The following is a 23,806-nucleotide window of genomic DNA, read 5'->3' on the forward strand; positions in this document are numbered from 1 at the left end:
ACGATCGGAACCAGTGGGAGAGGTGGCGCGTGCAGGGTCGCCTGTTCTCTCGTGCGCCATGAACTCCTGCTGCTGGCGAGCCTGTTGCGCTGGGTGGCGCGGCGGCCGTACGGGGTCGGGGAGGAGGGTGCGCGGGCGTACGGGTACGCGCGGGGGCAGGGCGCCATGATGTTCGGGTTCGGGTTCGTGTGTGTCGTCGAGACCGTGACCATGTCCGTCCTGCTGCGCGACTTCCCGCTCGTGCACTCGGTCTTCCTCGTCCTCGACCTCTATACGATCCTCATCGTCGCCGGGCTCCACGCCGCCTCCGTGACCCGTCCCCACGTCCTCACCGGCACCACCCTGCGGCTGCGGCGCTTCGCCACCGTGGATCTGCGCGTCCCGCTGGGCGCCGTCGCCTCCGTCCGTCGTGAGCTGCGTACGACGCACGAGAAACGGGACGGGGAGCTGAACATGGAGGTCGGGTCGCAGACCACCGTCACCATGGAACTGGCCGAGCCCGTCGCCTACTCGACCTTCTTCGGCCGTCGCAGGGAAGTGCGCCTGGTGCGTTTCCACGCCGACGAGTCCGATCAACTCGTACGAGAGATGGGGAAGTTCACGCCGGAACGAAACGCACCTTCGCCGCTCCCGGCTCGGCCTGCGTGAGCCGTACCCGCAGCCGCTCCCCCAGTGGCAGCCGGTCGCCGGGGGTCCCCGCCAGTCGGCCGATGACCGCCGGGGACTCCAACTGCACGGTACCGGCGGCTGGTTGCCCTTCCTCCACGTCCACCACGCACCCCTCGAACACCTCCCCGACCCGGTCCTTCAGCAGCGCCGCCTCGACGAGGTCCACGCACTCGCGCTCCGCGCGGCCTGCCCGCCGGGTGCCCTCGGCCATCTCGTCGGGGAGGGTGTCGAAGGCGGTCAGGACCCAGTCGGGGGTGGGGCTGTCGGCTGCCGCCGCGAGGCAGATCTCCGAGGCGTAGCGGTCGACGAGGCGACGCAAGGGGGCCGTGCAGTGGGCGTAGGGGGCGGCGACGGCGGAGTGCGTGGTGATGTCGGGGAGGTCGCCGTCGCGGAAGGGTGTGTAGTGGGCGCCGCGCAGCAGGGTCGTGCACTCCAGGAGGAAGGCCGCGTGATGGGGGTCGTGCGGGTCGAGGGAGCGGACGAGGTACGCGTACGAGACGTGGTGCGGCCAGTCGATGCGCAGGGCGTCGGCCGTACGACGGAGGCGGCCCACCGCGCCGTCCGGGGCGGCCGGGAGCGTGCGCAGGACGCCGGTGCCGTGGGCCAGCATCAGGTCGGCCGCGGCCATGCCGGTGAGGAGCGAGATCTGGGCGTTCCAGCGTTCGGCGGGGAGCGGGGCGCGGTACGTCAACTCGTAGGTCACATCGGCCGTTTGAGGGGTGGAGGGGGCGGGGAGGGCTGCGGCTCGGTCGGCGGGGGCGGCGTGCTCGACGATCTCCTGTTCCGGGATGCCGAGGGAGATGCCGCCGCGTTCGACCTCCAGGTGCTCGCGTAGCCCGCCGATCTCCCGGAGCAGGGCGAGGGGTTCCTCCGCGGTGCCCTCGTCGATCTTCTTCTGTGCGTCGGCGTAGCTCAGCTTGGCCCGGCTGCGGACCAGGGCACGGCGGACGTCGACGGTCTCGGTACGGCCGTCCGCGTCCAGATCCAGGGTCCACAGGACCGCCGGGCAGGTGTGGCCGGGCAGCAGGCTGGCGGCGCCCTCGGAGAGGCAGGCGGGGTGCAGGGGGACCTTGTCGTCGGGGAAGTAGAGCGTCGTCACCCGGCGGTGGGCCTCGGCGTCGAGTGCGCCACTGGGGGTGACGAAGGCGGCGACGTCGGCGATGGCGTAGCGGACGCGGTAGCCGCCGGCTCCCGTACCCGCACCCGAGGCCGAGCCCGGCCTGCGTGACAGGTGCATCGCCTGGTCGAGGTCGGTGGCGGTGGGCGGGTCGATGGTGAAGAGGGGGAGGTCCGTGGCGTCGTACGACGGCAGGCGCGGCGATTTCGCGGCGTGCTCGGCCTCGACGAGGACCTGGAGGGGGAAGGCGCCGGGGACATCGAGTTCCGCGCGGAGTGCGCGCAGGGCCGTCCGCAGGGGAGCCTCGGGGGCGCCCTTGACGCGGAGATGGCGGCGGGGCATGGGACGAGCGTAGGGCGGGGTGGGCCGGGTGGCATCTCGACGGCAGGGGTTTCCCGGCGCCGGGTGGCATCCCGAGTGCGGCCTTCCCGGAGCCGGGTTGCCTTCCGACGGCAGGTGCTTCCCGGCCGAAGGTTGCCTCCCGACGCAGGTGCTTCCCGGCCGAAGGTTGCTTCACGTCGGCAGACTTCCCGGCCGGGGTTGCTTCCCGACGACAGGTGACATCACCCCGGAAGGCGTCGTCCGCACGGCAGGCGGCCGGGGCGCCGTCGGTCGTTCCCGCACCCCGTACGCTGTCGCGGAGCCCCGAGAACAAGGAGTACCCGTGCTCGTCCTGCTGCCCCCGTCCGAAGGCAAGGCCCCCTCCTCGGGTGGCGCTCCCCTGAAGCTGGAGGGGTTGTCGCTGCCGGCGCTCACCGGGGCGCGGGAGGCGGTCATCGGTGAGCTGGTGGAGTTGTGCGCCGGTGACGAGGACAAGGCGCGTGAGGTGCTCGGGCTGAGCGAGGGGCTGCGTGGTGAGGTCGCCAAGAACGCGGAGCTGCTGACGGCGGGCACCCGGCCGGCCGGGCAGGTCTACACCGGTGTGCTCTACGACGCCCTCGACCTGGCCACCCTGGAGACCGCCGCCAAGCAGCGCGCGGCGCGCTCGCTGCTGGTCTTCTCGGGACTCTGGGGCGCGGTCCGGGTGACGGACCGGATCCCCTCCTACCGTTGCTCGATGGGCGTGAAGCTTCCCGGCCTCGGCGCGCTCGGCACGCACTGGCGTACGCCGATGGCGACGGCACTGCCCGAGGCCGCCGGAGACGGGCTCGTCCTCGACCTGCGGTCCTCGGCGTACACGGCGGCGTGGAAGCCGAAGGGCGAGGTGGCGGGGCGGACCGCGACCGTACGGGTGCTGCACGCGCCCACGCGGAAGGTGGTCAGCCACTTCAACAAGGCGACCAAGGGCCGCATCGTACGGAGCCTGCTGTCCGCCGGCATCGCCCCCAAGGGCCCGGCGGAGCTGATGGAGGCGCTGCGGGACCTCGGGTACGTGGTGGAGGTGGAGCCTCCGGCAGGAGCTGGGCGGGCGTGGACCCTGGATGTGCTGGTGGACGAGGTCCACTGACCGCCATCACCCCCAACCTCCTTCATTGCAGCATGCGCAACGCTCGTTGTGCATGCTGTTCACCCCGGGCAGGATTGACGGCATGCCCTCGTCGCCGCCCCCGCCTCCGCCCCTGCCTGCGTCCCAGTCCCAGCCCCCCTCCCCGCCACCGTCCCCGTCCTCGCGCGTCTCCGTCCTCGACCTGGCACCCGTCCTGCCCGTGGTCGTCGTCGACGATCCCGCCGATGCCGTGCCGCTCGCGCGGGCGCTGGTCGCGGGCGGGCTGCCGGCGATCGAGGTGACCCTGCGGACGCCGGGCGCGCTGGATGCCGTACGGGCGATCTCGGCGGAGGTTCCGGGGGCGGTGGTCGGCGTGGGTACCGTCATCACCCCCACGCACGTGACCGACTCCGTCGCGGCGGGCGGGCGCTTCCTGGTCAGCCCGGGGTGGACGGACATGCTGCTGCGGGCGATGCGGGAGTCCGGGCTGCCGTTCCTGCCCGGGGTCTCGACCGCGTCGGAGGTCGTGGCGCTCCTCGAACGCGGGGTGCGGGAGATGAAGTTCTTCCCGGCCGAGGCGGCGGGCGGTACGGCGTACCTGAAGTCGCTCGCCGGGCCACTGCCCCACGCGCGCTTCTGTCCGACCGGCGGGGTCGGGCCGGTCAACGCGTCGGAGTACCTGGCCCTCCCCAACGTCGGCTGCGTGGGCGGTACCTGGATGCTGCCGGCCGATGCCGTGGCCGCGCGGGACTGGGCCCGGATCGAGGCGCTGGCGCGGGAGGCGGCGGGCCTGGGTGGCCGTCGTTCAGCGCAGGTGTGACGTGTCGTTGAGGAGGCGGAGCGTGGCGTTGCCGTCGGCGTAGTACGCCAGGGCCGACAGGGATGCCGCCGAGAGTTCCATGCGGAACAGGGACTCCGGGGGCGCGCCGAGGGCCAGGCGTACGAGGGTCTTGATCGGGGTGACGTGCGTGACGAGCAGGACGGTGCGGCCCCGGTGTGCCGCGACCAGGTCGTCCCTGGTGGCGGCGACGCGCCGGGCCACGGCCTCGAAGCTCTCGCCGCCGCCGGTGGGCTCGGCGTCCGGGGAGGCCAGCCAGGCGTTCATGTCGTCCGGGTAGCGCTCCCGCACCTCGCCGAAGGTCAGGCCCTCCCACGCGCCGAAGTCCGTCTCCCGCAGCCCGTCCTCGACGGTGACCCGCAGACCGAGCCGGGCCGCGACGATCGCCGCCGTCTCCCGGCAGCGGGCCAACGGCGACGACACGACGTCCTGGATCGTGCCACGAGCGGCGAGGGCCGTGGCGACCCTCTCGGCCTGGTACCGGCCGACCTCGGAGAGGGACGGGTCCGAACCACCGCTCCCCGAGAACCGCTTCTGGGGGGTGAGGGGCGTCTCGCCGTGGCGCAGCAGCACGAAGGTGGCGGGCGTGCCGAGATCAGGGGCGACGGAGGCGACGTTCCTGGCGGCGCGGAGGTCGGCGGCGTTCCTGGCGGCGGTCCGAGCCCCGCTCCTGGCGACGGTCCCGGCTTCAGAAGCCGCGCCCTCTGCTTCAGCCGCGCCCTCTGCTCCAGCCGCGTCGTCGGCTACGGGAGCGCCGGGGGCGGAGGAGGCCCTTGCAGCCGAGGGAGCCGCGGAAGCCGAGGGAGCCGCGGAAGCCGAGGGGAGAGCACCCGGCGAGGGAGTGTCGGCTGAAGCGCCCCTGCCCCCCGCCAGCGCCGCCCTCGCCCTCGCCGCACCCGCTGCCGCGTCCCCGGGCGGACCCGACGGGTCGGGCGCAGCGGTGGCCGCTGCGGAACGTGCCCCGCGGGTGTCCAGGTCCGCCGTGGACCCGGCGGCTGACCACTGTTCGCCCCGCTTGCCCGCGTCCATGGCCTCGTTGGCCAGGCGGTCGGCGTGCTTGTTCTGGTCGCGCGGGATCCACTCGTACGTCACACGGCCGGGCGGGAGGATAAGCGCGGCCTCGGCGGCCAGGGGCTTCATACCGGGGTGTTTGATCTTCCAGCGGCCCGACATCTGCTCGACGACGAGCTTGGAGTCCATACGGACCCGGACGGAGGCTTCCGGGTCGAGCTCCCGCGCCGCCTTCAGGCCCGCGATGAGGCCCCGGTACTCGGCGACGTTGTTCGTGGCGACGCCGATGTACTCGGCGGCCTCGACCAGCGCCTCGCCTGTCACGGCGTCGAGGACGACGGAACCGTAGCCCGCGGGCCCCGGGTTGCCCCGGGAACCGCCGTCGGCCTCGACGATGAACTCCCGCACGCCGAAAGCCCCTTTGCCGCTTCTAGAGGCCCGACTCGGACGTACGCACCAGGATGCGGCCGCAGTTCTCGCAGCGGAGGACCGTGTCGGGCGAGGCCTTGCGGACGTCGTTGAAGTCGGTGATCGACAGCTCCTGGCGGCAGCCCTGGCAGGTGCGCTGGTACAGCCTGGCCGCGCCGATGCCGCCCTGCTGGTCGCGCAGCTTGTCGTAGAGCTTGAGGAGGTCCGCGGGGACCGAGGCGGAGATGACCTCACGCTCCTTCGTCACCGTCGCCACCTCGCCGTCGATCTCCTCGAACGCGGCGTCCCGGCGCGCGGTCGCGTCGTCGATCTTCCCCTGGACGGCACCGACCCGCTCGGTCAGCTCGGCGACCCGCTCCTGCACGGACTCCCGGCGCTCCATGACCTCCAGGACGATGTCCTCCAGGTCACCCTGCCGCTTGGCGAGCGAGGCGATCTCGCGCTGCAGGTTCTCCAGGTCCTTCGGGGAGGAGACGGCACCCGAGTCCAGGCGCTGCTGGTCGCGGACGGCACGCTGGCGCACCTGGTCCACGTCCTGCTCGGCCTTGGTCTGCTCGCGGGCGGTGTCGCTCTCCTCGGTCTGCGCGGCCACGAGCAGGTCGCGCAGCTGGGTGTGGTCCTTCGTCAGTGATTCGATCTCGGTGTGCTCGGGCAGCGACCTGCGCTTGTGCGCGAGCTGCTGGAGGCGTACGTCCAGGGCCTGGACGTCGAGGAGGCGGATCTGGTCGGCGGGCGCGGCGTTCAGTTGGGGGCTCCCAGTGTTTCGGTGGCGGTGGAGGACGCCGCGTGGGCGGTCCAGGGGTCGGTGACCGTCTTGGAGACGTGGACGCGCAGGTCCCATCCCTCCCGGTCGGAGATCTCGTCGAGCTGGGCGGCGGCCAGCTCGCACCAGGGCCATTCGGTGGCCCAGTGCGCGGCATCGAGCAGCGCGAGAGGTGTGTGGGCGGCTTCCGTGGTGCGGGCGACAGCCTCGGAGGCCGGGTGGTGGCGCAGGTCCGCGGTGAGGAAGGCGTCGACACCGGCCGCGCGTACGTCGTCGAAGAGGCTGTCGCCGGAGCCGCCGCTGACGGCGACCGTGCGGACGAGCGCCTCGGGGTCGCCGGCGACCCGGATGCCCTGCGCGGTGGCGGGCAGCCGCTCGGCGGCCCGCGCGGCCAGTTCCCGCACGGTCAACGGGTGGTCCAGCTCGCAGACGCGGCCGAGCCCGCGCCGCCCGGCGGGGTCGGCGGGGTCCGGTACGAGGGGGCCGACGACCCGGAGGTCCAGCGCGCCGGCGAGGGCGTCGCTGACACCCGGGTCGGCGGTGTCGGCGTTGGTGTGGGCGACGTGCAGCGCGATGTCGTGCTTGATGAGGGTGTGCACGACACGGCCCTTGAAGGTGGAGGCCGCGACCGTCGTCGTACCGCGCAGATAGAGGGGGTGGTGGGTCACCAGCAGGTCGGCGCCCAGCTTCACCGCTTCCTCGACGATCTCCTGGACCGGGTCGACCGCGAACAGCACGCGGCCGATCTCCTGGTCGGGGTCGCCGCAGACCGTGCCGACCGCGTCCCACCCCTCGGCCCTCTCGGGCGGCCAGAGGGCGTCGAGCGCGGCGATGACTTCAGACAGACGGGGCACGCACAAAGGCTACCCGCACTCCTCCTGTCCCCGACCGGCCACGGGTCACTTGACCAGCGACCTCGCGACCAGCACATTCGTCGCCGTTCCCTCAGGCGAATCGCCGGACGAGCACCCTTATGTGTGAAGGGGGCGCGGGTTGTCCCACGTCTGTGCGTACGAAAACTACCTTCGTCGCCGGAGGTGATCGAACGATGACGGCCTGTACACCCCCCTCCCCCACCACGGGCCACGGGAACGACGCGGGACGGGAGAACGACGGGAAGAACGCCGGCTCGGGAAGCGGAGAGAGCGGAGGCGACGGCTCGGACGGGCACGACATCAGGGGCGGCGGCCCGGGCGGAGGCGGTGTACTCGACGAGCCCGCGCCGCCCGGTTGTGTGATCACCGCCGACGGGACGTACGCGGCGCGGCTCGCGCTCGACGGCGAGTCCTGGTTCCCCGAGCGCTGGACCCTCGACGGCCATGAGCCGTACGCCGTCCCCCTGCCCGGCAACCAGCCCGAGGAGCCCGGCACCGAAGTGCTCCCCCTGACCGACGGCCGGGTCCTCATCCACCGGCTGGCCGCCGACCTGCACCTGTTCTCGCTCCTCTACCCCACCGGACCCGGCACCGGCGAACTCCCGCTCGGCGCGGTCGAATGCCCCGCCCCGACGACCCGGATGCGGCTGTTGCCGCCCTCGCCGTGCGGGGAGCGGGCCTACGCCCTCGCCCTGAGCCCGACCGCGACGGCGGTGTGGCTGGTGGCGGGCGGAACGTTCGGGCCGGAGCTGCTGGCGCAGGTGCCGGGCCGCTGCTCGGGCGGCGTCTGGCTGGACGCGGAGGGCCGGCTGCTCGCCCTGGACCAGGAGTCGGGCGGCCGGACGAAGTCGGTGGTCGTCGATCTGGAGGAGGGCGGCGCGATCTCGCCGCTGTTGCAGATCGCGGACGACAGCAACGACCGGGTGCTGCTCGCCGACCCCGACAGCGGACTGCTCCTTATCCGCTCGGACGCGCCCTCCCCCGGCCACGACCGGGTCGGCTGGGGTGTGTTGGGCAGTACGCTGCCGGTCCGTTTCCCGGAGTGCCTGCGGGTGCCCGAGGGCCATCGCCTCACCCCGTTCGCCATCCAGCCGGGCCAGATCCTCACCCCCGAGAGCTGCGCGGTCGCGTTGCGCGTCGACGGCCCGCGCGGCAGCTGGGTCGGCGTCTGGCGCCCGGCCGCCCGCCGGCTTCTGCATCTTCCCGCGCCGGAGGGCTGGTTGGCGGGGGCCGGGCTGTGGAGCCGAGAGGGTGTGCTGCACCTGCCGTACGCGACAGGGGTGGTGCCGTGCGGGGTGGCTCGGGTGGGGGTGCCCTGGGGGGAGGAGCCGGAGGAGGTTCCGGAGGAGTCCCGGGAGGGGGTCGGGGACGGGGCGGGGACGGCCGGGGCGGGGGCATCGTGTCCCGGGACCGGACCGTCGGCCACCGGACCGTCGGGGGCGAGACCGTCGGGTGCCGGAACCTCGGGCGCCTGCCCGTCGGGGGCCGTGGCGGCCGGAGCGCAGTCGGTCGATACGCAGTCGACCGGTGCGCAGGCGACGGGTGCGCCGTCGGCCGGCGGGGAGCCGGCCGTGCCGGTCGTCGCCCGGCCCGTGCCCTTGCAGCAGGCACCGTTGGAGGGGCGCGTGCCCGAGGAGGTGACCGTCGGGTGAAGGTGGTGCGGGGGCCGCGGGCCAAGTGGAAGGGGCACGGGCGACACGCGCTCGGGCGGCTTCGGGACGAGCGGGACGGCCCGTTAAAATCACCCGCCGGTAAGAAGATCATTCGACGGGGAACACTTCCAATGAGCGACGTGCACACCACCCAGCCGCCCACCGCCGACCCCCACGAGGCGGAAGGCCACGGCAGGCACCGGGGTCAGATCTCGGCCCACGAAGCCGAGAAGACGAGCCCTCGCGGACGCCACCGCAAGCCGGCCGAACACACGGAGGCGACGACGTCCGCCTGAACGGCGACGGAACTCCCTCCCGGTCACTTCTGGAGAAACGTCAATTCGACACCGGAACCGACCACACGATGGCGTCTGCCCCGCCCGTCACCCACGGGCGGGGCAGACCCTGTTCGGGACACGGGGCCTGCCAGTCCGGACCTCCCCGGCCGGGCGCGGTTCCGTCCCCGTCATGGGCGCGGTGACGGGGCGGTCGGCCCGTGCCGCAGTCCCAGCACCTCCGCCGCCGCGAACGTCTCGCCCTCCGGTCGGTCCATGTAGTACGGCGTCAGCAGGCCGTCCAGCTCGTCGTACGTGAACGCGTCCTGCTTGGTGTCGAACTTGGCCTGCACGCGCGGGCGTTCGACGATCGCCACCATGCCGCCGTGCACGACGAAGAGCTGGCCGTTCACCTGGGCGGCGGCGGGCGAGGCGAGGTAGCCCACGAGGGGGGCGACGTGTTCCGGGGCCAGCGGGTCGAGGCCGGCGTCGGTGCCGTCGGGCGCCCCCGGCAGACCCGCGAAGACGTCCTCGGTCATCCGGGTGCGGGCACGCGGGCAGATGACGTTCGCGGTGACGCCGTACTTGGCGAGGGCCAGGGCCGTGGAGGTGGTCAGCCCGACGATGCCGCCCTTCGCGGCGGCGTAGTTGGGCTGACCGGCGGACCCGGCGAGGAAGGCCTCGGAGGAGGTGTTCACCACCCGCCCGTACACAGGCCCGCCCTGCCCCGACTTCGCCCGTGCCCGCCAGTGGGCGGAGGCGAACCGGATCGTGTTGAAGTGCCCCTTGAGGTGCACCCGGACGACCGAGTCCCACTCGTCCTCGGACATGGAGAAGACCATCCGGTCGCGCAGGATGCCCGCGTTGTTGACGAGGATGTCGAGCTTGCCGAACCGGGCTACCGCCAACTCGACCAGTTCTCCTGCCTGTTCGTGGTCGGCGACGTCCCCGGTGTGCGCCACCGCCTGACCGCCGGCCGCGCGGATCGATGCCGCGACCTCCTCCGCTGGCCCGGTGGACACCTCACCGGAACCGTCCCGTCCCGGCCGTCCGTAGTCGTTGACGACGACGGCCGCGCCCAGCCGGGCCAGTTCCCACGCCTCGGCCCGGCCGAGCCCACGCCCCGCGCCGGTGACGATCGCGGACAGTCCTTCCAGAGGCAGTGCCACTGCCGAGTCCCTTCCGCCGAAGCCGATTCGATCGTGAGCCGGAGTCATGCGCCGGGTGGTCGGAGCCGTTCCGCCCGGCTCCGTGACCGACGCGCTCCGGACACCGTCAGATCTCGATACAGGTGCGGAGCGAGACGCCTGTCCGCATCTGGTCCAGCGCCTCGTTGATGTCGGTGAGCGGCACGCGGTGGGTGATCAGCCCCGCGAGGTCGATGCGGCCGGCGCGCCAGAGGGCGATGGCCCGCTCGTAGGAGCGCAGGACGTCTCCGCCGCCGTACATGGAGGGCAGGATCCGTTTCTCGTCGAAGAACAGCTCGAACATGCTGAGCTGGAGGAAGTCGTCCAGCGCGCCCGCGCCGACCACGACGAGGGTGCCGCCGCGCCGGGTGGCCTCGTAGGCGGTGCGGGCGGTGGCCGAACGTCCGACGACCTCGAAGACGTAGTCGAATCCCTCACCGCCGGTGACCGACTGCTTGGCGTCGGCCAGCTCCTCCGGCGAGATCGCCTTGGTGGCCCCGAACTTGAGGGCCGCCTCGCGTCGTGAGACCACGGGGTCGACGGCGACGATCTCGGCGGCGCCCTTGAGCCGGGCCCCCTGGATCGCGGAGATGCCGACGCCGCCGCAGCCGATGACCGCGACCGACGAACCGGCCTCCACATCAGCGGTGTTGAGGGCGGCGCCGAGCCCGGTGGTGACGCCGCAGCCGATGAGGGCGGCGATGTCGAAGGGCACGTCGTCCGGTATCGGCACGGCACAGCCCGCGTCGACGACGACCTCCTCGGCGAACGTGCCGGTGCCCGCGAAGCCGAAGACGTCCCCGGCGGGCCGTTTGAAGTTGGGCGTGCCGGCGTTGAGGAATCCGGCGAGGCAGAGGTGGGTCTGGCCGCGCTTGCAGGCGGGACAGGTGCCGCAGGCCGGGAGCCAGCACACGACGACCCGGTCGCCGGGCTTCAAGTGGCCCACGCCGTCCCCGACTTCGACTATCTCGCCGGCGCCCTCGTGCCCGGGGACGAACGGCCCGGGCTGCGGCAGCACCCCGGCCATGGCGGACAGGTCCGAGTGGCACAGCCCGGTGGCCCGCACCCGGATCCTCACCCTGCCCGGCCCGAAGCCCACCGCCTCGACGTCGTCGAGCACGTCCAGCTTGTCCTGGCCGATCTCGTGCAGTACGGCTGCGCGCATGGTGCAGCTCCCCTCAGGAGTACCTGTGATCTGCTGATTCGCTGCTCATGCGTGTTCGACGAGCGTGTCCGCGAGGGCGGGGGCGTCGTCCCTCCCCCACTCTCGGCTTCGCTCGTGCGGGGGGACCCCCATGCCGGCGGTCACCGTCACCCGCACCGCGTGGTCGTCCGTCCGCCACATCCGGATGCGGAGGGTCTCCCCCGGGAAGACGACGCCGGCGAAGCGCGTCTCGTACGAGCGGACCCGGCCGACGTCTCCGCCGAGGACCGTGTCCACCACGGCCTTCAACGTCATCCCGTAGGTGCACAGCCCGTGCAGGATCGGCCGGTCGAACCCGGCGCGCGCCGCGAACTCCGGGTCGGCGTGCAGCGGGTTCCAGTCGCCGGAGAGCCGGTAGAGCAGCGCCTGGTCCTCGCGGACGGTCCGCTCCACCTCCTTGTCGGGTGCGGTCGTCGGCGGTTCCTGCCGGGCGGACGGGCCGCGCTCGCCGCCCCAGCCACCCTCTCCCCGTACGAAGATCTGCGCCTCGTTGACCCACAGCGGGCCCTCGGCGTCGGCGACCTCGGTCCGCATCACGAGGACGGCCGCCTTGCCCTTGTCGTACACCGCCGCCACGCGTGAGGTCGCCGTCGCCCGCCCCTCCACCGGGATCGGCCGTCGGAGCTCGACACGCTGGCCGCCGTGCAGGACCTTGGCGAGGTCGACGTCGACACCGGGTGCGTTCAGTCCGCCGATCACATCCGGTGACCCGGCGCCCGCGACGGTCGCGAAGCTCGGCAGGACGTGCAACCGCGACTCCAGCGTGTAGCGCAGTTCGTCGGGGTCGGTCGCGGGGGTGCCCGCGCCGATACCGAGGTGGTAGAGCAGGACGTCCTTCCGTGTCCACGCGATCTCAACGGAACGGGGGTCTGCCGCGAGCGCCTTGGCTGCGTCGATGGGCATGGGGCTCCTGGGCGGTCCGGGGCGGATGGCCTGGGCTGAGGAACCTCGGTACGACCGTCCGCACCAGCGGCCGCACCGAGGTCGTCACGGCCGACCCGGAACCCGCCCACCTAGAACGCGTTCCAGTCCGGCGACCCTCTGTATAGCCCAGCCTCGTGCACAAGTGAAGACTCCTGACAGCACGTCAGATCGAGTCGGCGGGAGAGAGGGACAGAGGGGCACCGGGGGGTCACCCCGTCACTTTCGCCGACTCGTACTCGACCCCCTCCGGCGCCAGCGCCACGAACCAGCTCGCCCGGGCTCCCTTCGGGTGGACGATGCGCGGGTTGCGCAGGTCTGCGTGCCAGCCGTCGTCCCTGTCCCGCTCGACGTCGACGAAGGTGCCGTCGGACCAGGTGACGCGCACTTCCTGGGCACCCGGGGCGACCTGGCCGACGACCAGGCGCTTCGAGGTGTCTCCTTCGCCCCCGGCGCCGGTGGGCAGGACCGTCGCGAACACCTCCAGGTCCGTGCCGGAGAACAGGTCCGCCTCGCCGTCGAGCAGCGTGTCCGTCCTGTCCTCGTCCACGGTCAGACGAACGAAGTGCCAGCTCTTGCCCACGAGGTCGGCGGCGCCGTCCACCCCCGTCGGCACGTCCCCGAAGAGGCCCGCCGCGGCGAGTTGCCGCGCGGCCTCCGCCTTGTCCCTCGGTGCCTCCCAGACGTCGATCGACACTCGCCAGACCGTGTCCCGGTCCCGCCCCTCGGCCAGCGTGCTCCGCCAGGGTTGGTCCGTCCTGCGGGCCTCGGGGGTCGCCGGGGTCGCCGCCGGCACCAGGCGCCCCCCGCCGTCACCGCCGCCCGGCACCCCGGCCAGCGCCAGTGTCCCCGTGGAGCCCGCGATCACCACGGCCGCGGCGGCGGCGACCGCCCAGCGGCGGGCCCTGCGGCGCCTGCCACCCCGTATGACCGCCTGACAGGGGGCTGCACCGATCTCGACTTCGTGCGCCGCGCCCGCCAGGAGCTGGGCGATCTCTCTCTCCACGGGGGTGGCGTACGTGAGGTCGTGTGGAGTGAGGCCGCCGCCCGCACCACCGCCGTACGTGCCGCCACCCCGCATACCACCGCCGTACGCGCCGCCACCGCCGCGTGTGCCGTCGCCGTGCGTGCCGTCGTGCTTCATCCGCTGCTCCGCCTTCCCGTCCCGACCGCCCGTGCCACCTGCGCCGCCCTTGCCGTCCCCGCCTGCGCTGCCGTGCCCGGCGCCTCTGCCGTCCCCGCCGACTCCGCGCCCCGCGCCGTCACCCGTGCGCCCCGAGCCGTCCGCGTCTCTCACGTCCGACTCCCCTGGGTCGCCATCTCGGCCAGTCCCGGTATGGCCCTGAGCTTCGCCAGCCCCTTCGACGCGTTGCTCTTCACCGAGCCCACGGAACAGCCCATCGCCTCGGCGGTCTGGCTCTCGCTGAGGTCCTCCCAGTACCGCAGGACGACGGCTTCGCGCTGGCGCGGCGGCAGCTGCGACAGGGCTGTCAACAGGGCGCCGCGGTCGTCGGCCTGGGCGATGCGGTCACCGGTGTCGGGGAGCTCGGGCACGAGGTCCCCGTCGCTGCGGGGTGCCAGGAACTCCTTGAGGCGTCTGCGGTGCTTGCGCGCATGGGCGTTGATCATCACCCGCCGGACGTAGGTGTCCGGGTCGTCGGCCGAACCGACGCGGCGCCAGGCCACGTACACCTGCTCCAGTGTCGTCTGGACCAGGTCCTCCGCGGCGTGCTGTTCCCCCGTGAGCAGGAACGCCGTCCGCATCAGCCGAGGCCAGCGGCCGACGAGGAAGCTCTGGAACCCTTCGTCCCGAGCGTCCCTGGCCTGCTTCCGATCCCCCATGAGCACCTCCTAGATGCTTTTAACAGTCCATGAGGGCCCGAATCCGTTGCCTCGACCCGCGCGGAAGTCACGAGCCCGACGGCTCGCCCCTGACGCGCCGTCACTTCCCCATGGCCAGGTCAAGATTTCCTTAGTCACCCGAAACAACGGAATAGTTGCCCAGGCGCACGAGGTTCAGATGGCACGCACCCCACCCGGCCAGGAGGCCCCGCTCCATGACACAGCCGCACACCCCGCCGACCTATGAAGGGCCCACCACACGCGCCGGCGGAGCGCTCGTCCCGGTGCTGGCCTTCGCGGGAATCGTGGTCGCGGTGATGCAGACCCTGCTGGTCCCGGTGATCAAGGACCTCCCCCAGCTGCTGGACACCTCTGCCGGCAACGCGACCTGGGTCATGACCTCGACCCTCCTCTCCGGCGCCGTGTCCACACCGATCATGGGCCGCCTCGGTGACCTCTACGGCAAGCGCCGTATGCTCCTCGCCAGCCTGGCCGTGATGGTGGTCGGAGCGCTGATCAGCGCTTTCACCAGCGCCCTCGTCCCGATGATCGTCGGCCGTACCCTGCAGGGCTTCGCCATGGGCGCGATCCCGCTGGGCATCGGCCTGATGCGTGACGCGCTCCCCCGCGAACGTCTCGGCTCCGCCATGGCCCTGATGAGCTCCTCCATAGGCGTCGGCGGCGGACTCGCGCTGCCGCTGGCCGCCGCGGTCGCCCAGAACACCGACTGGCACATCCTCTTCTTCGCCGCCGCCGGCCTCGGTGTGCTCGCCATCGTCCTCACCCTCGTCGCCGTACCGGAGACGAGGACGCGCGCGGAAGGCACCTTCGACCACCTCGGCGCGGTCGGCCTCGCCCTCGGCCTCGTTCTCTTCCTCCTGCCGATCACCAAGGGCGGCGACTGGGGCTGGACCTCCGCGACCACGCTCGGGCTGTTCGCCGCGTCCGCCGTGGTCCTGCTGCTCTGGGGTGTCCTGGAACTGCGGATCGCCGCGCCGCTGGTGGATCTGCGGACCACCGCCCGCCGCGAGGTCCTGCTCACCAACCTCGCCTCGATCATGGTCGGCGTCTCCTTCTACGTCGTCTCCCTGGTCCTGCCCCAGCTCCTGCAACTGCCCTCCGCCACCGGTTACGGCCTCGGGCAGTCGATGGTCGTCGCGGGTCTGTGCGTGGCCCCGCTCGGGCTGACGATGATGTTCACGGCGCCGGTCTACGCCCGGATCTCCGCCAAGCACGGGCCCAAGAGCACCCTCATCCTGGGCCTGCTGATCATCGCGATCGGCTACGGGGCCGGACTCGGCCTGATGAGCGCCGCGTGGCAGACCGTGGTGGTGTCGGTGGTGCTGGGCGCGGGTATCGGCCTCGCCTACTCCTCGCTCCCGGCGTTGATCATCGGCGCGGTCGACCCGTCCGAGACGGGAGCGGCCAACGGTCTCAACACGCTCATGCGCTCCATCGGTACGTCCATGTCGAGCGCCGTCGTCGGCATGGTGCTGGCGAATACCGCGAACGAGGTCGGCGGGGTCGCGATCCCCACCATGCACGGCTTCCGCGTCTCCTTCCTCATCGCCACGGGCGCGGTCGCCGTCGGTCTCCTGCTGGCCCTCTTCCTCCCGAGCCGCCGTCCGGTCACGGGCCCGACACTGCGTGCGAGCAGCGCGGACGGGCTGACGGGCGAGGCCGTGAAGACCGTCGCGGCCCCCAGGGAGAGCACGACAGCCACCGCCCGCTGAGCCTCCGCCCGCTGAGCCGCCCCCGCGTCACGAGGCCGGGCGGACCTGCATGGCAGCATGGGGCGCCCCCAGTGGCGTGCGGGTCGGACGGCTCGGGCCGTGGGGGTCAGTGCGTACGAACTACACGGAGGACCCATGTCCGCGGCACCGAACCCGAACCCGGCCGTGCCGGCGCCCAAGCCGGAGATCCTTGAGGCCTTCGAGAAGGCCAAGGGGTTCATGCCGCTCGGGGAAGGGCTGGCGTTGTACGCGGCGGCGGTGGAGGCGGGGCGGCTGGGGCTGCCGTTGCTGGAGGTGGGGACGTACTGCGGCCGGTCGACGATCCTGTTGGCCGACGCCGCCCGTGCGGCGGGGGTCACGGCGATCACGGTCGACCACCACCGGGGCAGCGAGGAGCAGCAGCCGGGCTGGGAGTACCACGACGAGTCCACCGTCGACCCCGAGGTGGGCCGCATGGACACGCTCCCCACCTTCCGCCGCACCCTCCACAAGGCGGGCCTGGAGGACCACGTCGTCGCGGTCGTCGGCCGTTCCCCGCAGGTCGCCGCGTTCTGGGGCACCCCCCTGGCGTTCGTGTTCATCGACGGCGGCCACACGGACGAGCACGCCACCGCCGACTACGAGGGCTGGGCCCCGCACATCGCCGCGGACGGTCTCCTCGTCATCCACGACGTCTTCCCCGACCCCGAGGACGAGTTCACCGGCCAGGCCCCGTACCGCGTCTACCTCCGCGCCCTGGCCTCAGGCGCCTTCACGGAGGTCTCGGCCACGGACTCCCTGCGGGTGCTGCGGCGGACGAGGACCGGGACGACGACGGGCGCCGGGACCGGGACCGGGACGGGGACCGTGGCCAGGACTCGGAGCTGACCCGCACCGGTCCCGCGCCACCGCCCCTCCTCCTACACCGCCGCCCCTCCTACGCCACGTCTATGCCGTAGTCCTGGACCAGTTCCTCCAGACCGCCCCGGTACCCCTTCCCGCCGACGACGAAGTCCCAGTCGCCGCCCGCGCGGCGGCGGAAGGAGCCGAGGGTCAGGGCCGTTTCGGCGGCGCGGCCGTCGGAGACGTCCAGGCGGCCCTGTTCGGCGCGGGAGGGGTCCAGGAGACGGATGCCGGCGTCGGTGAAGCCGGAGAGGTCGGCGTCGGGATTCGCGGCCGGGTCGATCGCGGCGACCAGGACGACACGGTCGGCCTCCGCGGGCAGCGCGTCGAAGGCGACCTGGATCGCGGCCTTGTCGGGTGCGGTCGGCGGGACGGCGCGGACCGTGCCGTCGGGGGTGCGGAGGTTGTTGTAGAACACGAAGTGGTCGTCGCTGAGGACCCGGTTGCCGTGGCAGACGAGCGCGCAGACGTCGAGGGCGACGCCGCCGGTCCAGTACATGCCGAGCACGCTGTGGTCCTCGGAAGGAGGCGCCGGGTCCGTGTCCGGGCCCGGGGCCGTCCGTCCCGTCGCGTCCGGTGAGGTCCGCTGGGCGGGCAGCGCGGGCAGCACCACCGTGGGATCGGTGGACGACACCGGCGCGGGGCGTTCGCCGGTGCCCAGACGCCCCCGTAGCCCGTGCCGGTGGAGCAGGTCGACGAGTTCGCGGCCCGAGATCAGCTCCAGCGGTTTCCCGTTGGCGAAAGTGTGGGAGCCGGGCCCGAACTTGGACGTCGTCACCAGGACGCCCTTGTTGGCGCCGGCGTCCTGGACCGTGCCGTAGAGGTCCCGGACGGCGGTGGGAGGGACGGTGTTGCGGTAGCGCTTGACCTGTACGACGATCTTGCCGCCGCGGATCGGGGTCGGGTCCAGGGCGTCGACGTCCACCCCGCCGTCGCCCGAGCGCTGGGTGGTGACGGCCTGCATGCCCATGGCCCGGAAGAGCTCCGCGACCAGCGACTCGAAGGCGAGGGGGTCCATCTCCAGGAGGTCGGGCTCGTCCTCGCCGCCGTGGGTGACGACGCCGTCGCCCACGTCGTCGGGCCTGCGGCCGGGGCGGACGGGGGTGCGCTGGTCCGGCCGGGCGGACAGTTGGCCCCGGAGGGCGTCGGTCAGGCAGTCCACGGCGCTCACCTGCTCCAGGTGCAGTGCGGCGAAGACCGGCCGGGGCACCATGACGGTCACCAGGAAGAGCTGGGCGCGGCGCCCGGTGGCCGGGTCGTGGTCGTCCACGAACCCGTTCAGAACGACCGACTCCAGGGCGCCGAACTCGTCGGCGGCGAACAGGTCGTGGAGCACCAGGAGGGTGCACTGCGCGAGCACGTCGCGGTAGAGGGCCCGCCGCTGGGTGACCGGGCGCGGGCGCTCCTTGTCCTGGTCGACGCTCGGCATGTAGACGACGGTCTTCGTCTCGGGGACGACGTCGTACCTGGGCAGCTCCCAGTCCAGGACCAGTTGCCGCGCCGCCGGGTCGTAGGCGGCGCTGACGCCGCGGGGAAAGCCTTCGGGCCAGGCGGACGAGGCGTAGAGGGCGGCGGAGAAGTAGTCGACGGCGGCTTCCGGGTCGCCGTCGCGCAGTGCGCTCGCCATCTGGGCGAGTCCGGCGTTGTGCCGCCGGATCTCCGTCCGCTGTCCTTCCGCCCACTGCTCGTACTGCCGCTGGTACCGGGCCAGTTGCTGCTGCCGCTGGGCCTCGGCGGCCTGGGCGGCGTGCCAGTCGTGCTCGAACCGGGCCCGTGCCTCGGCCTGGGCCTGTGCGCGCCGCTGGGCGGACCAACCGCCCTGCGCCTGATAGTGGTTGGGGTCCGGCATGGGCACGGGCTGAGCGAGGGGGCCCGGCGAGAACGGCTCCAGGCGTTCGGAACGGGTGAGGGAGGCGGCCCTGAACACCGGGGCCCGGCAGCCCTCGGCCAACAGGCCCTCCAAGGCCCGTACGCGCGCGTCCAGTTCCTCGGTACGCCGACGTGCCTCCGCCTCGCGCTGCTGCCGGTAGGCCGCCTGCTGCTCGCGTTGGCTGCGGGCCACCTCCCGCTGGTAAGCGCGCTGTTGTCGCTCGTACTCGCGCTGTTGCCGGGCCCGCTCCTCCGACTGACGTTGCTGCTGACGTTGTGCCTCGGCCCAGATCCCGGCCAACCCGTTGGAGCGACGACTCATGCGCTACAGGCCCTCCCACCGGGGCCCCGACCGCACGCGAGGCCCCGCCCCCACAACCGGACGTAATCGCACGACTTTATCCCGCGACGGCGCGTGCGCCTACCGCTGGTCAGCGGGTGGAGCTCCCCTAGCCGACGTATCGAACGATCAGGTAGGCCGTGATCAGCACCGCACCGGCCAGCCCCAGTGCGAGCGCGGTGCGGAGGGGGAGTTCGCCCTCGTCCCCGGCCCACAGCCGCCTCGACAGACGCCTCGGCCGCGCGGGCCCGCGCACGGGAGGTGTCCCGCCGGGCTCCGGTGCACCCCACCCCGCCGTGAAAGGGCTGACGATCGGCGCGACCGGCGCGTGCCAGTGCTCCTCGCCGTCGGTACCGGGCGCCCACGGCTGCAGCTGTCCGGTCGCCAGCCGGCGCCAGCGGCGGCCCGAGGTGTCCGTGAACTCGACGGAGCAGAGGAGGGGCGAGGGCGGTGAGCCGGCGACGGAGGTCGTCGGGAGGTCGACGGTGAGCGCGCCGCCGGCGGGCAGGACCTCGCGGCCGTCGAGGCGTACGCCGTCGTAACGGACGGCGACTTGGACGAGCGGCTGATTGCTGGTGTTGACCGCGTCAAGGTGCCACCGCGTGTACCCGTCCGCGAGCGCCGAGGGGCGGCTGACCATCGCCACGTGCAGCATGGACGACTGGATCAGCTGCTCCCGCTGGTCCGCCTCGCGTTCCCGGTCCTCGACGCGTCGCTCCCGCTCGGCCAGCCGGGCGGCCTGACGGACGTTGTGACGGTGCCCGGCGATACTCACGACGAGCGCCGAAGCCCCCACCACGGCCCCGAGGACCGCGATCACCACCTCGATCATCCCCGTACTCTGACCCGCCGGTGAACGACGGGTCCAGTCCGGGACGGGCCTCGACACCCCTCCGCGGGCCCGGTGGGGGTCTGGTCTTTCAGGGGTGCGGGGAACCGCGCGACCCGCCCCCACCGAACCCGCACGCGACAACCGACGCCGTAAGGTGGCACGCGTGTCGTACGTAGGCCCGGACTTCGATCCGCCCCAGCCCCGCCGATCAGCCCTTCGCCGTCCGCTGACCGTGGCGGTGGCCGCGGTCGTGGTGGGGGCGGTGGCCGGGTGGGGGGTCTGGCAGGCCGTAGGGGACTCCGGGAGCGGGGACGGCGGGTCGGCCGACGCGGCGGGCCCGCAGACCCGGTCGGCGACCACTCCCCCGGCGACCGGAGAGCCGACCGCCTCGGGCGACGGAGGCAACGGTGACAGCAACGGGGCCGCCGGCGAGAAGGCGAGCCCCTCCGGCTCCTCCTCCGCGCCCGCCGCCACCGGCTCCCTCAAGGGCAAGGTCGTCGTCATCGACCCGGGGCACAACCCCGGCAACTTCCGGCACACCACCGAGATCAACCGCAAGGTGGACATCGGGACGCACGCGAAGGAGTGCGACACGACGGGGACGACCACCAACGACGGCTATCTCGAAGCCGAGTTCACGCTGGACGTCTCCCGCCGACTGCGCACGCTCCTCCAACAGCAGGGCGCCACGGTGAAGTTCACGCAGGACGACGACCGGGCCTGGGGTCCGTGCATCGACGAGCGGGCGCGGATCGGCAACGAGGCGAAGGCGGACGCGGTGGTGTCGATCCACGCGGACGGTTCCGGGTCCGGCAACCGCGGCTTCCACGTCATCCTGCCGGGCTCGGTGCGCGAGGGCGCGGCGGACACCCGGCCCATCGTCGCCCCCTCCCGCGACCTCGGCGAGCGCATCGCCGGCTACTTCGTCCGCGCCACCGGCAGCGCCCCCTCCAACTACGTCGGCGACGGCACCGGCCTCGTCACCCGCACCGACCTGGGCGGCCTCAACCTCTCCACCGTCCCGAAGGTGTTCATCGAGTGCGGCAACATGCGCGACAGCGAGGACGCGTCCCTGCTCACCAGCGGCACCTGGCGGCAGAAGGCGGCCCGGGGAATCTCGGACGGCATCACGAGCTTCCTGAAAAATTGAACAACTTTCCCTTTCGGGGAAACAGCCGGGACTCCGGGCGCTAAGCCGGAGTACCACGGAATGACGAGCGCGCGGTCTCAATCTGTCAACGGTTGCCGCCGAGTTCGCCGGGTGCGCGTGTATACGCGATATCCATGACAGGGCGCCGCTGACCAGCGGTGCCTGGCGGACAGGAAGCGCGCAGGGGAACCTCTGAGGGAATCGTGAGTTTTCTGCGCGGGTAGGGGGCGGGTCGTGATCGTCGCGATGATCCCGGCGGACACCCACGTCGGTCGGACGATAAGGTCGTCCCTACGATGAGGGGCCACCCCCGCGCTTCCCACCACGGCCTGACGGCGACATGGTGACGGCGACGCCTCCACCGATGACGAGACGACTGACGAAGGACCTGAAGTGAATATCCGCTCCCTCACCAGAGGCGACGGCGTCGTGATCGGAGCAGCGGTATTGCTGTTCATCGCGTCGTTCCTCGACAACTACTCCATCGACGGGATTCCCGACAGCATCGAGCTCCCGATCCTCTGGGAGAACGGGCCGGTACTGCTCGGCGTCGTCCTGGCGGGGCTGATCGGCGCCGCCTTCATCGTCATCGCCAGGGGTCTGCCGCAGGCGCCCAAGATCGCCGGTATCGACCTCGGCCACTTCGGCATCGCCTTCACGGTCTTCGCCGCGTGGAGCGCGCTGGGCAACGTCTTCGACCCGACCGGCGGCGGTGACAACTTCGGCGACTCGAGCGGCAGCAGCACCGACGCCGGCATGGGCCTCATCCTCGCCCTCATCGCCACCCTCGTCATGGCCGCCGCCGCCATCGCCACCCCCCTCGTCCCCGCCCTCAAGGCCGCCCTCGTCGGTGCCCCACGGCCCGCCGCGCCTCAGCCGTACGGGGCCCAGCCGCCCGGTGGTTACGGGTACCCGGGCGCCGGTGCGCCGGGGCCGTTCGGGGCGGGGCAGCCGCAGCCCGGACAGCCGCAGCCCGGGCAGCCGGGGCAGCCGGGGCCGGGGGCGCCGTTCGGTGGTGCTCCGCAGCAGCAGGCTGCGGCGCCGCAGCCGCCGGCCAGTGACTTCTCGCCGTTCTGGTTCGCGGTGCCGGTGGCCCGTCCGCTGTTCGCGGAGGACGGTTCGCAGTCGGCGATCGCCGAACTGGCGCCGGGCACCTGGTACTTGGCGGTCGAGCAGCGCGGCCCCAACCTGGTCGCCCAGACGCAGGACGGTCGTCGCGGTGTCCTCCAGGACACCAGCGGCATCCAGCGCGGCTGACGCCGAACACCTCACCGCACAGCCGTACAGCGGCCCCTCGCTCTTCCGGGCGGGGGGCCGTTGCCGTACAGTCGCCTCCCGCCCCGTAGAACTGACGATCCGTCAGGAGGCAGGCATATGCGGCTCGGTCTGGCACTCGGTTACTGGGGGCGCGGGCCCTCGGCGGACCATGTCCCGCTCGCCCAGGAGGCGGAGCGGCTCGGGTACGACTCGGTGTGGACCGCCGAGTCCTGGGGCTCGGACGCCTTCACGCCGCTCACCTGGATCGCGGCGCACACCTCCAGGATCAAGCTGGGCACGGCGGTCGCGCAGATGGCGGCCCGGTCGCCCACCACCACCGCGATGCACGCGCTGACCCTGGACCACCTCTCCGGCGGGCGGGCCCTGCTCGGGCTCGGGCTCTCCGGGCCGCAGGTCGTCGAGGGCTGGTACGGACGGCCGTTCCCGAGGTCCCCGCTGACCGCGACCAGGGAGTACGTCGACGTCGTACGCCAAGTACTCAGGCGTGAGGCCCCGGTCGAGCTCGACGGACACTTCCATCCGCTCCCGTACGACGGGCCGGACGGTTCCGGCATCGGCAAAGCGCTGAAGCCCATCACCCACCCGCTGCGGGCCGACCTCCCCGTCCTGCTCGGCGCGGAGGGGCCGAAGAACATCGCGCAGACGACCCGCATCGCGGACGGCTGGCTGCCGTTGTACTGGTCGCCGTCGCGGACCGATGTCTACGAGGCCTCCCTGACCGACGTGCCCGACGGCTTCCTCATCGCGCCCATGGCACGGGCGAGGGTCTGTGCCGACGTCGCCGAGGGGCTGTTGCCCGTGAAGGCCATGCTCGGCTTCTACATCGGCGGGATGGGGCACGCCCGGCACAACTTCCACGCCGACCTCATGGCCCGCATGGGGTACGAGGAGGAGGCCCGGCGCATCCAGCGGCTCTTCCTCGACGGGCGGCGCGAGGAGGCCGTGCTCGCCGTACCGGACGCCTTCGCGGACGAGATCTCCCTGGTCGGGCCGCGCGAACGGATCGCGGAACGGCTGGAGTCGTGGCGGAAGGGGCCGGTGACGGACCTGCTGGTGCTGGCTCCCGATCCGCATACGTTGCGGGTGCTGGCGGAGCTCAACTCCTAGGCCACGACGGGGCGTCGAGGGGGGCGGCGAGGAGGCGTCGAGGGGGATCGCGGAATCGAACGAGGTTTCGTCGGGGCCTGACGGGAAACCCGTCAGGCATGTCTCGATATAGCGGTTCCAATCAGGCGGGCCGGGTCATCGCGATCGTCGCCGATGTCATGGCGTTCATCCTCGGCCTGTGGATCCTGATGTACCTGCTGGGCGCGAACGGCGCGAACGACTTCGTGCAGTTCGTCCATGACGCGGCCCGCTGGCTCGCCGGCTGGTCGCACGACCTGTTCACGTTCGACGAGCAGTGGGCCCGGGTGGTGGCCGGTTATGGCCTGGCCGCCGTCGTCTACCTGTTCGTGGGCCACGCCATCGCCAACCGGATGCACCGCCACTGAGCGTCGGCGGTCCCGGTGGG

Annotated in this window: 22 protein-coding genes; 11 read left to right on the forward strand and 11 right to left on the reverse strand. The window is 72.5% G+C overall.

The features are described from left to right. The first annotated feature begins 51 nt into the window (after positions 1–51). Positions 52–648: a hypothetical protein gene (locus RM704_RS27830; RefSeq protein ID WP_311591345.1), complete on the forward strand. Its 597-nt coding sequence runs from the start codon at positions 52–54 to the stop codon at positions 646–648. On the opposite strand, the gene RM704_RS27835 is transcribed toward RM704_RS27830, so the two are convergent. Beyond that, entirely contained in the window at positions 599–2,128 is a 1,530-nt protein-coding gene (locus RM704_RS27835) for an RNB domain-containing ribonuclease (protein ID WP_033527356.1), read from the reverse strand. The two genes, RM704_RS27830 and RM704_RS27835, sit on opposite strands and share 50 nt — an antisense overlap. Positions 2,129–2,450: 322 nt before the next feature. Between RM704_RS27835 and yaaA the strand changes: the two genes are divergently transcribed. After that, positions 2,451–3,233 (forward strand): peroxide stress protein YaaA, encoded by a 783-nt coding sequence (yaaA, locus tag RM704_RS27840; RefSeq protein WP_033527355.1) that lies wholly within the window; start codon positions 2,451–2,453, stop codon positions 3,231–3,233. 82 nt (positions 3,234–3,315) lie between these two features. Beyond that, positions 3,316–4,032, forward strand: a complete 717-nt coding sequence (gene eda / locus RM704_RS27845) for a bifunctional 4-hydroxy-2-oxoglutarate aldolase/2-dehydro-3-deoxy-phosphogluconate aldolase (protein ID WP_033527354.1) — start codon at positions 3,316–3,318, stop codon at positions 4,030–4,032. On the opposite strand, the gene RM704_RS27850 is transcribed toward eda, so the two are convergent. From RM704_RS27850 to RM704_RS27860, 3 genes are read right to left on the reverse strand one after another with little or no spacing between them, the layout of a single operon-like run. Next, positions 4,018–5,469, reverse strand: a complete 1,452-nt coding sequence (locus tag RM704_RS27850) for a bifunctional RNase H/acid phosphatase (RefSeq protein WP_033527353.1) — start codon at positions 5,467–5,469, stop codon at positions 4,018–4,020. The genes eda and RM704_RS27850 overlap by 15 nt on opposite strands. Positions 5,470–5,491: 22 nt before the next feature. Beyond that, complete coding sequence (locus RM704_RS27855; protein WP_192829662.1) at positions 5,492–6,235, reverse strand: zinc ribbon domain-containing protein; 744 nt, start codon at positions 6,233–6,235, stop codon at positions 5,492–5,494. Next, positions 6,232–7,107: a Nif3-like dinuclear metal center hexameric protein gene (locus RM704_RS27860; RefSeq protein WP_033527351.1), complete on the reverse strand. Its 876-nt coding sequence runs from the start codon at positions 7,105–7,107 to the stop codon at positions 6,232–6,234. Before RM704_RS27860 ends, RM704_RS27855 begins: the two co-directional genes overlap by 4 nt. Before the next feature lie 194 nt (positions 7,108–7,301). Here RM704_RS27860 and RM704_RS27865 point away from each other — a divergent pair, with 194 nt between their 5' ends. Further along, a complete protein-coding gene (locus tag RM704_RS27865; RefSeq protein WP_311591346.1) occupies positions 7,302–8,780 on the forward strand; it encodes a hypothetical protein in 1,479 nt (492 codons plus the stop codon). Between the two features lie 131 nt (positions 8,781–8,911). Beyond that, positions 8,912–9,076 carry a hypothetical protein gene (locus tag RM704_RS27870; RefSeq protein ID WP_192829657.1) on the forward strand — a complete coding sequence of 55 codons (165 nt, stop codon included), beginning with the start codon at positions 8,912–8,914 and terminating at the stop codon, positions 9,074–9,076. Positions 9,077–9,246: 170 nt separating this feature from the next. Here RM704_RS27870 and RM704_RS27875 read toward each other — a convergent pair whose 3' ends face one another. The 5 genes from RM704_RS27875 to RM704_RS27895 all read right to left on the reverse strand — a co-directional run bounded on the left by RM704_RS27875 (position 9,247) and on the right by RM704_RS27895 (position 14,209). Beyond that, a complete protein-coding gene (locus tag RM704_RS27875) occupies positions 9,247–10,224 on the reverse strand; it encodes a 3-oxoacyl-ACP reductase (protein WP_033527350.1) in 978 nt (325 codons plus the stop codon). 106 nt (positions 10,225–10,330) lie between these two features. Further along, positions 10,331–11,407 carry a Zn-dependent alcohol dehydrogenase gene (locus tag RM704_RS27880; RefSeq protein ID WP_033527349.1) on the reverse strand — a complete coding sequence of 359 codons (1,077 nt, stop codon included), beginning with the start codon at positions 11,405–11,407 and terminating at the stop codon, positions 10,331–10,333. Between the two features lie 45 nt (positions 11,408–11,452). After that, positions 11,453–12,349, reverse strand: a complete 897-nt coding sequence (gene chsH3, locus RM704_RS27885; protein WP_033527348.1) for an enoyl-CoA hydratase ChsH3 — start codon at positions 12,347–12,349, stop codon at positions 11,453–11,455. Positions 12,350–12,578: 229 nt separating this feature from the next. Then, the gene (locus tag RM704_RS27890) at positions 12,579–13,664 is read right to left on the reverse strand and encodes a hypothetical protein (protein ID WP_311591347.1); all 1,086 of its coding nucleotides are present in this window, start codon (positions 13,662–13,664) and stop codon (positions 12,579–12,581) included. After that, the gene (locus tag RM704_RS27895; RefSeq protein ID WP_033527347.1) at positions 13,661–14,209 is read right to left on the reverse strand and encodes a SigE family RNA polymerase sigma factor; all 549 of its coding nucleotides are present in this window, start codon (positions 14,207–14,209) and stop codon (positions 13,661–13,663) included. Before RM704_RS27895 ends, RM704_RS27890 begins: the two co-directional genes overlap by 4 nt. A gap of 215 nt (positions 14,210–14,424) precedes the next feature. Here RM704_RS27895 and RM704_RS27900 point away from each other — a divergent pair, with 215 nt between their 5' ends. Continuing rightward, positions 14,425–15,942 carry an MFS transporter gene (locus RM704_RS27900; RefSeq protein ID WP_052146021.1) on the forward strand — a complete coding sequence of 506 codons (1,518 nt, stop codon included), beginning with the start codon at positions 14,425–14,427 and terminating at the stop codon, positions 15,940–15,942. Between the two features lie 135 nt (positions 15,943–16,077). Continuing rightward, a complete protein-coding gene (locus tag RM704_RS27905; RefSeq protein WP_052146020.1) occupies positions 16,078–16,809 on the forward strand; it encodes a class I SAM-dependent methyltransferase in 732 nt (243 codons plus the stop codon). 49 nt (positions 16,810–16,858) lie between these two features. Here RM704_RS27905 and RM704_RS27910 read toward each other — a convergent pair whose 3' ends face one another. Both RM704_RS27910 and RM704_RS27915 read right to left on the reverse strand, forming a co-directional pair. Continuing rightward, entirely contained in the window at positions 16,859–19,015 is a 2,157-nt protein-coding gene (locus RM704_RS27910) for a restriction endonuclease (protein WP_192829656.1), read from the reverse strand. A 127-nt stretch (positions 19,016–19,142) separates the two neighbouring features. Further along, entirely contained in the window at positions 19,143–19,865 is a 723-nt protein-coding gene (locus RM704_RS27915; RefSeq protein WP_033527345.1) for a hypothetical protein, read from the reverse strand. A gap of 163 nt (positions 19,866–20,028) precedes the next feature. Between RM704_RS27915 and RM704_RS27920 the strand changes: the two genes are divergently transcribed. The 4 genes from RM704_RS27920 (at position 20,029) to RM704_RS27940 (ending at position 23,786) form a co-directional block, all read left to right on the forward strand. Continuing rightward, complete coding sequence (locus tag RM704_RS27920) at positions 20,029–21,015, forward strand: N-acetylmuramoyl-L-alanine amidase (RefSeq protein ID WP_033527344.1); 987 nt, start codon at positions 20,029–20,031, stop codon at positions 21,013–21,015. A 393-nt stretch (positions 21,016–21,408) separates the two neighbouring features. After that, positions 21,409–22,272 carry a DUF5336 domain-containing protein gene (locus tag RM704_RS27930; protein ID WP_107072289.1) on the forward strand — a complete coding sequence of 288 codons (864 nt, stop codon included), beginning with the start codon at positions 21,409–21,411 and terminating at the stop codon, positions 22,270–22,272. Positions 22,273–22,389: 117 nt separating this feature from the next. Further along, positions 22,390–23,400 carry an LLM class F420-dependent oxidoreductase gene (locus tag RM704_RS27935; protein WP_033527343.1) on the forward strand — a complete coding sequence of 337 codons (1,011 nt, stop codon included), beginning with the start codon at positions 22,390–22,392 and terminating at the stop codon, positions 23,398–23,400. Between the two features lie 98 nt (positions 23,401–23,498). Continuing rightward, a complete protein-coding gene (locus tag RM704_RS27940) occupies positions 23,499–23,786 on the forward strand; it encodes a hypothetical protein (protein WP_033527342.1) in 288 nt (95 codons plus the stop codon). Positions 23,787–23,806 lie beyond the last annotated feature (20 nt).

The sequence above is a fragment of the Streptomyces gottesmaniae genome, from assembly GCF_031845845.1.
In the GTDB taxonomy this organism is placed as follows: Bacteria; Actinomycetota; Actinomycetes; order Streptomycetales; family Streptomycetaceae; genus Streptomyces; species Streptomyces akebiae.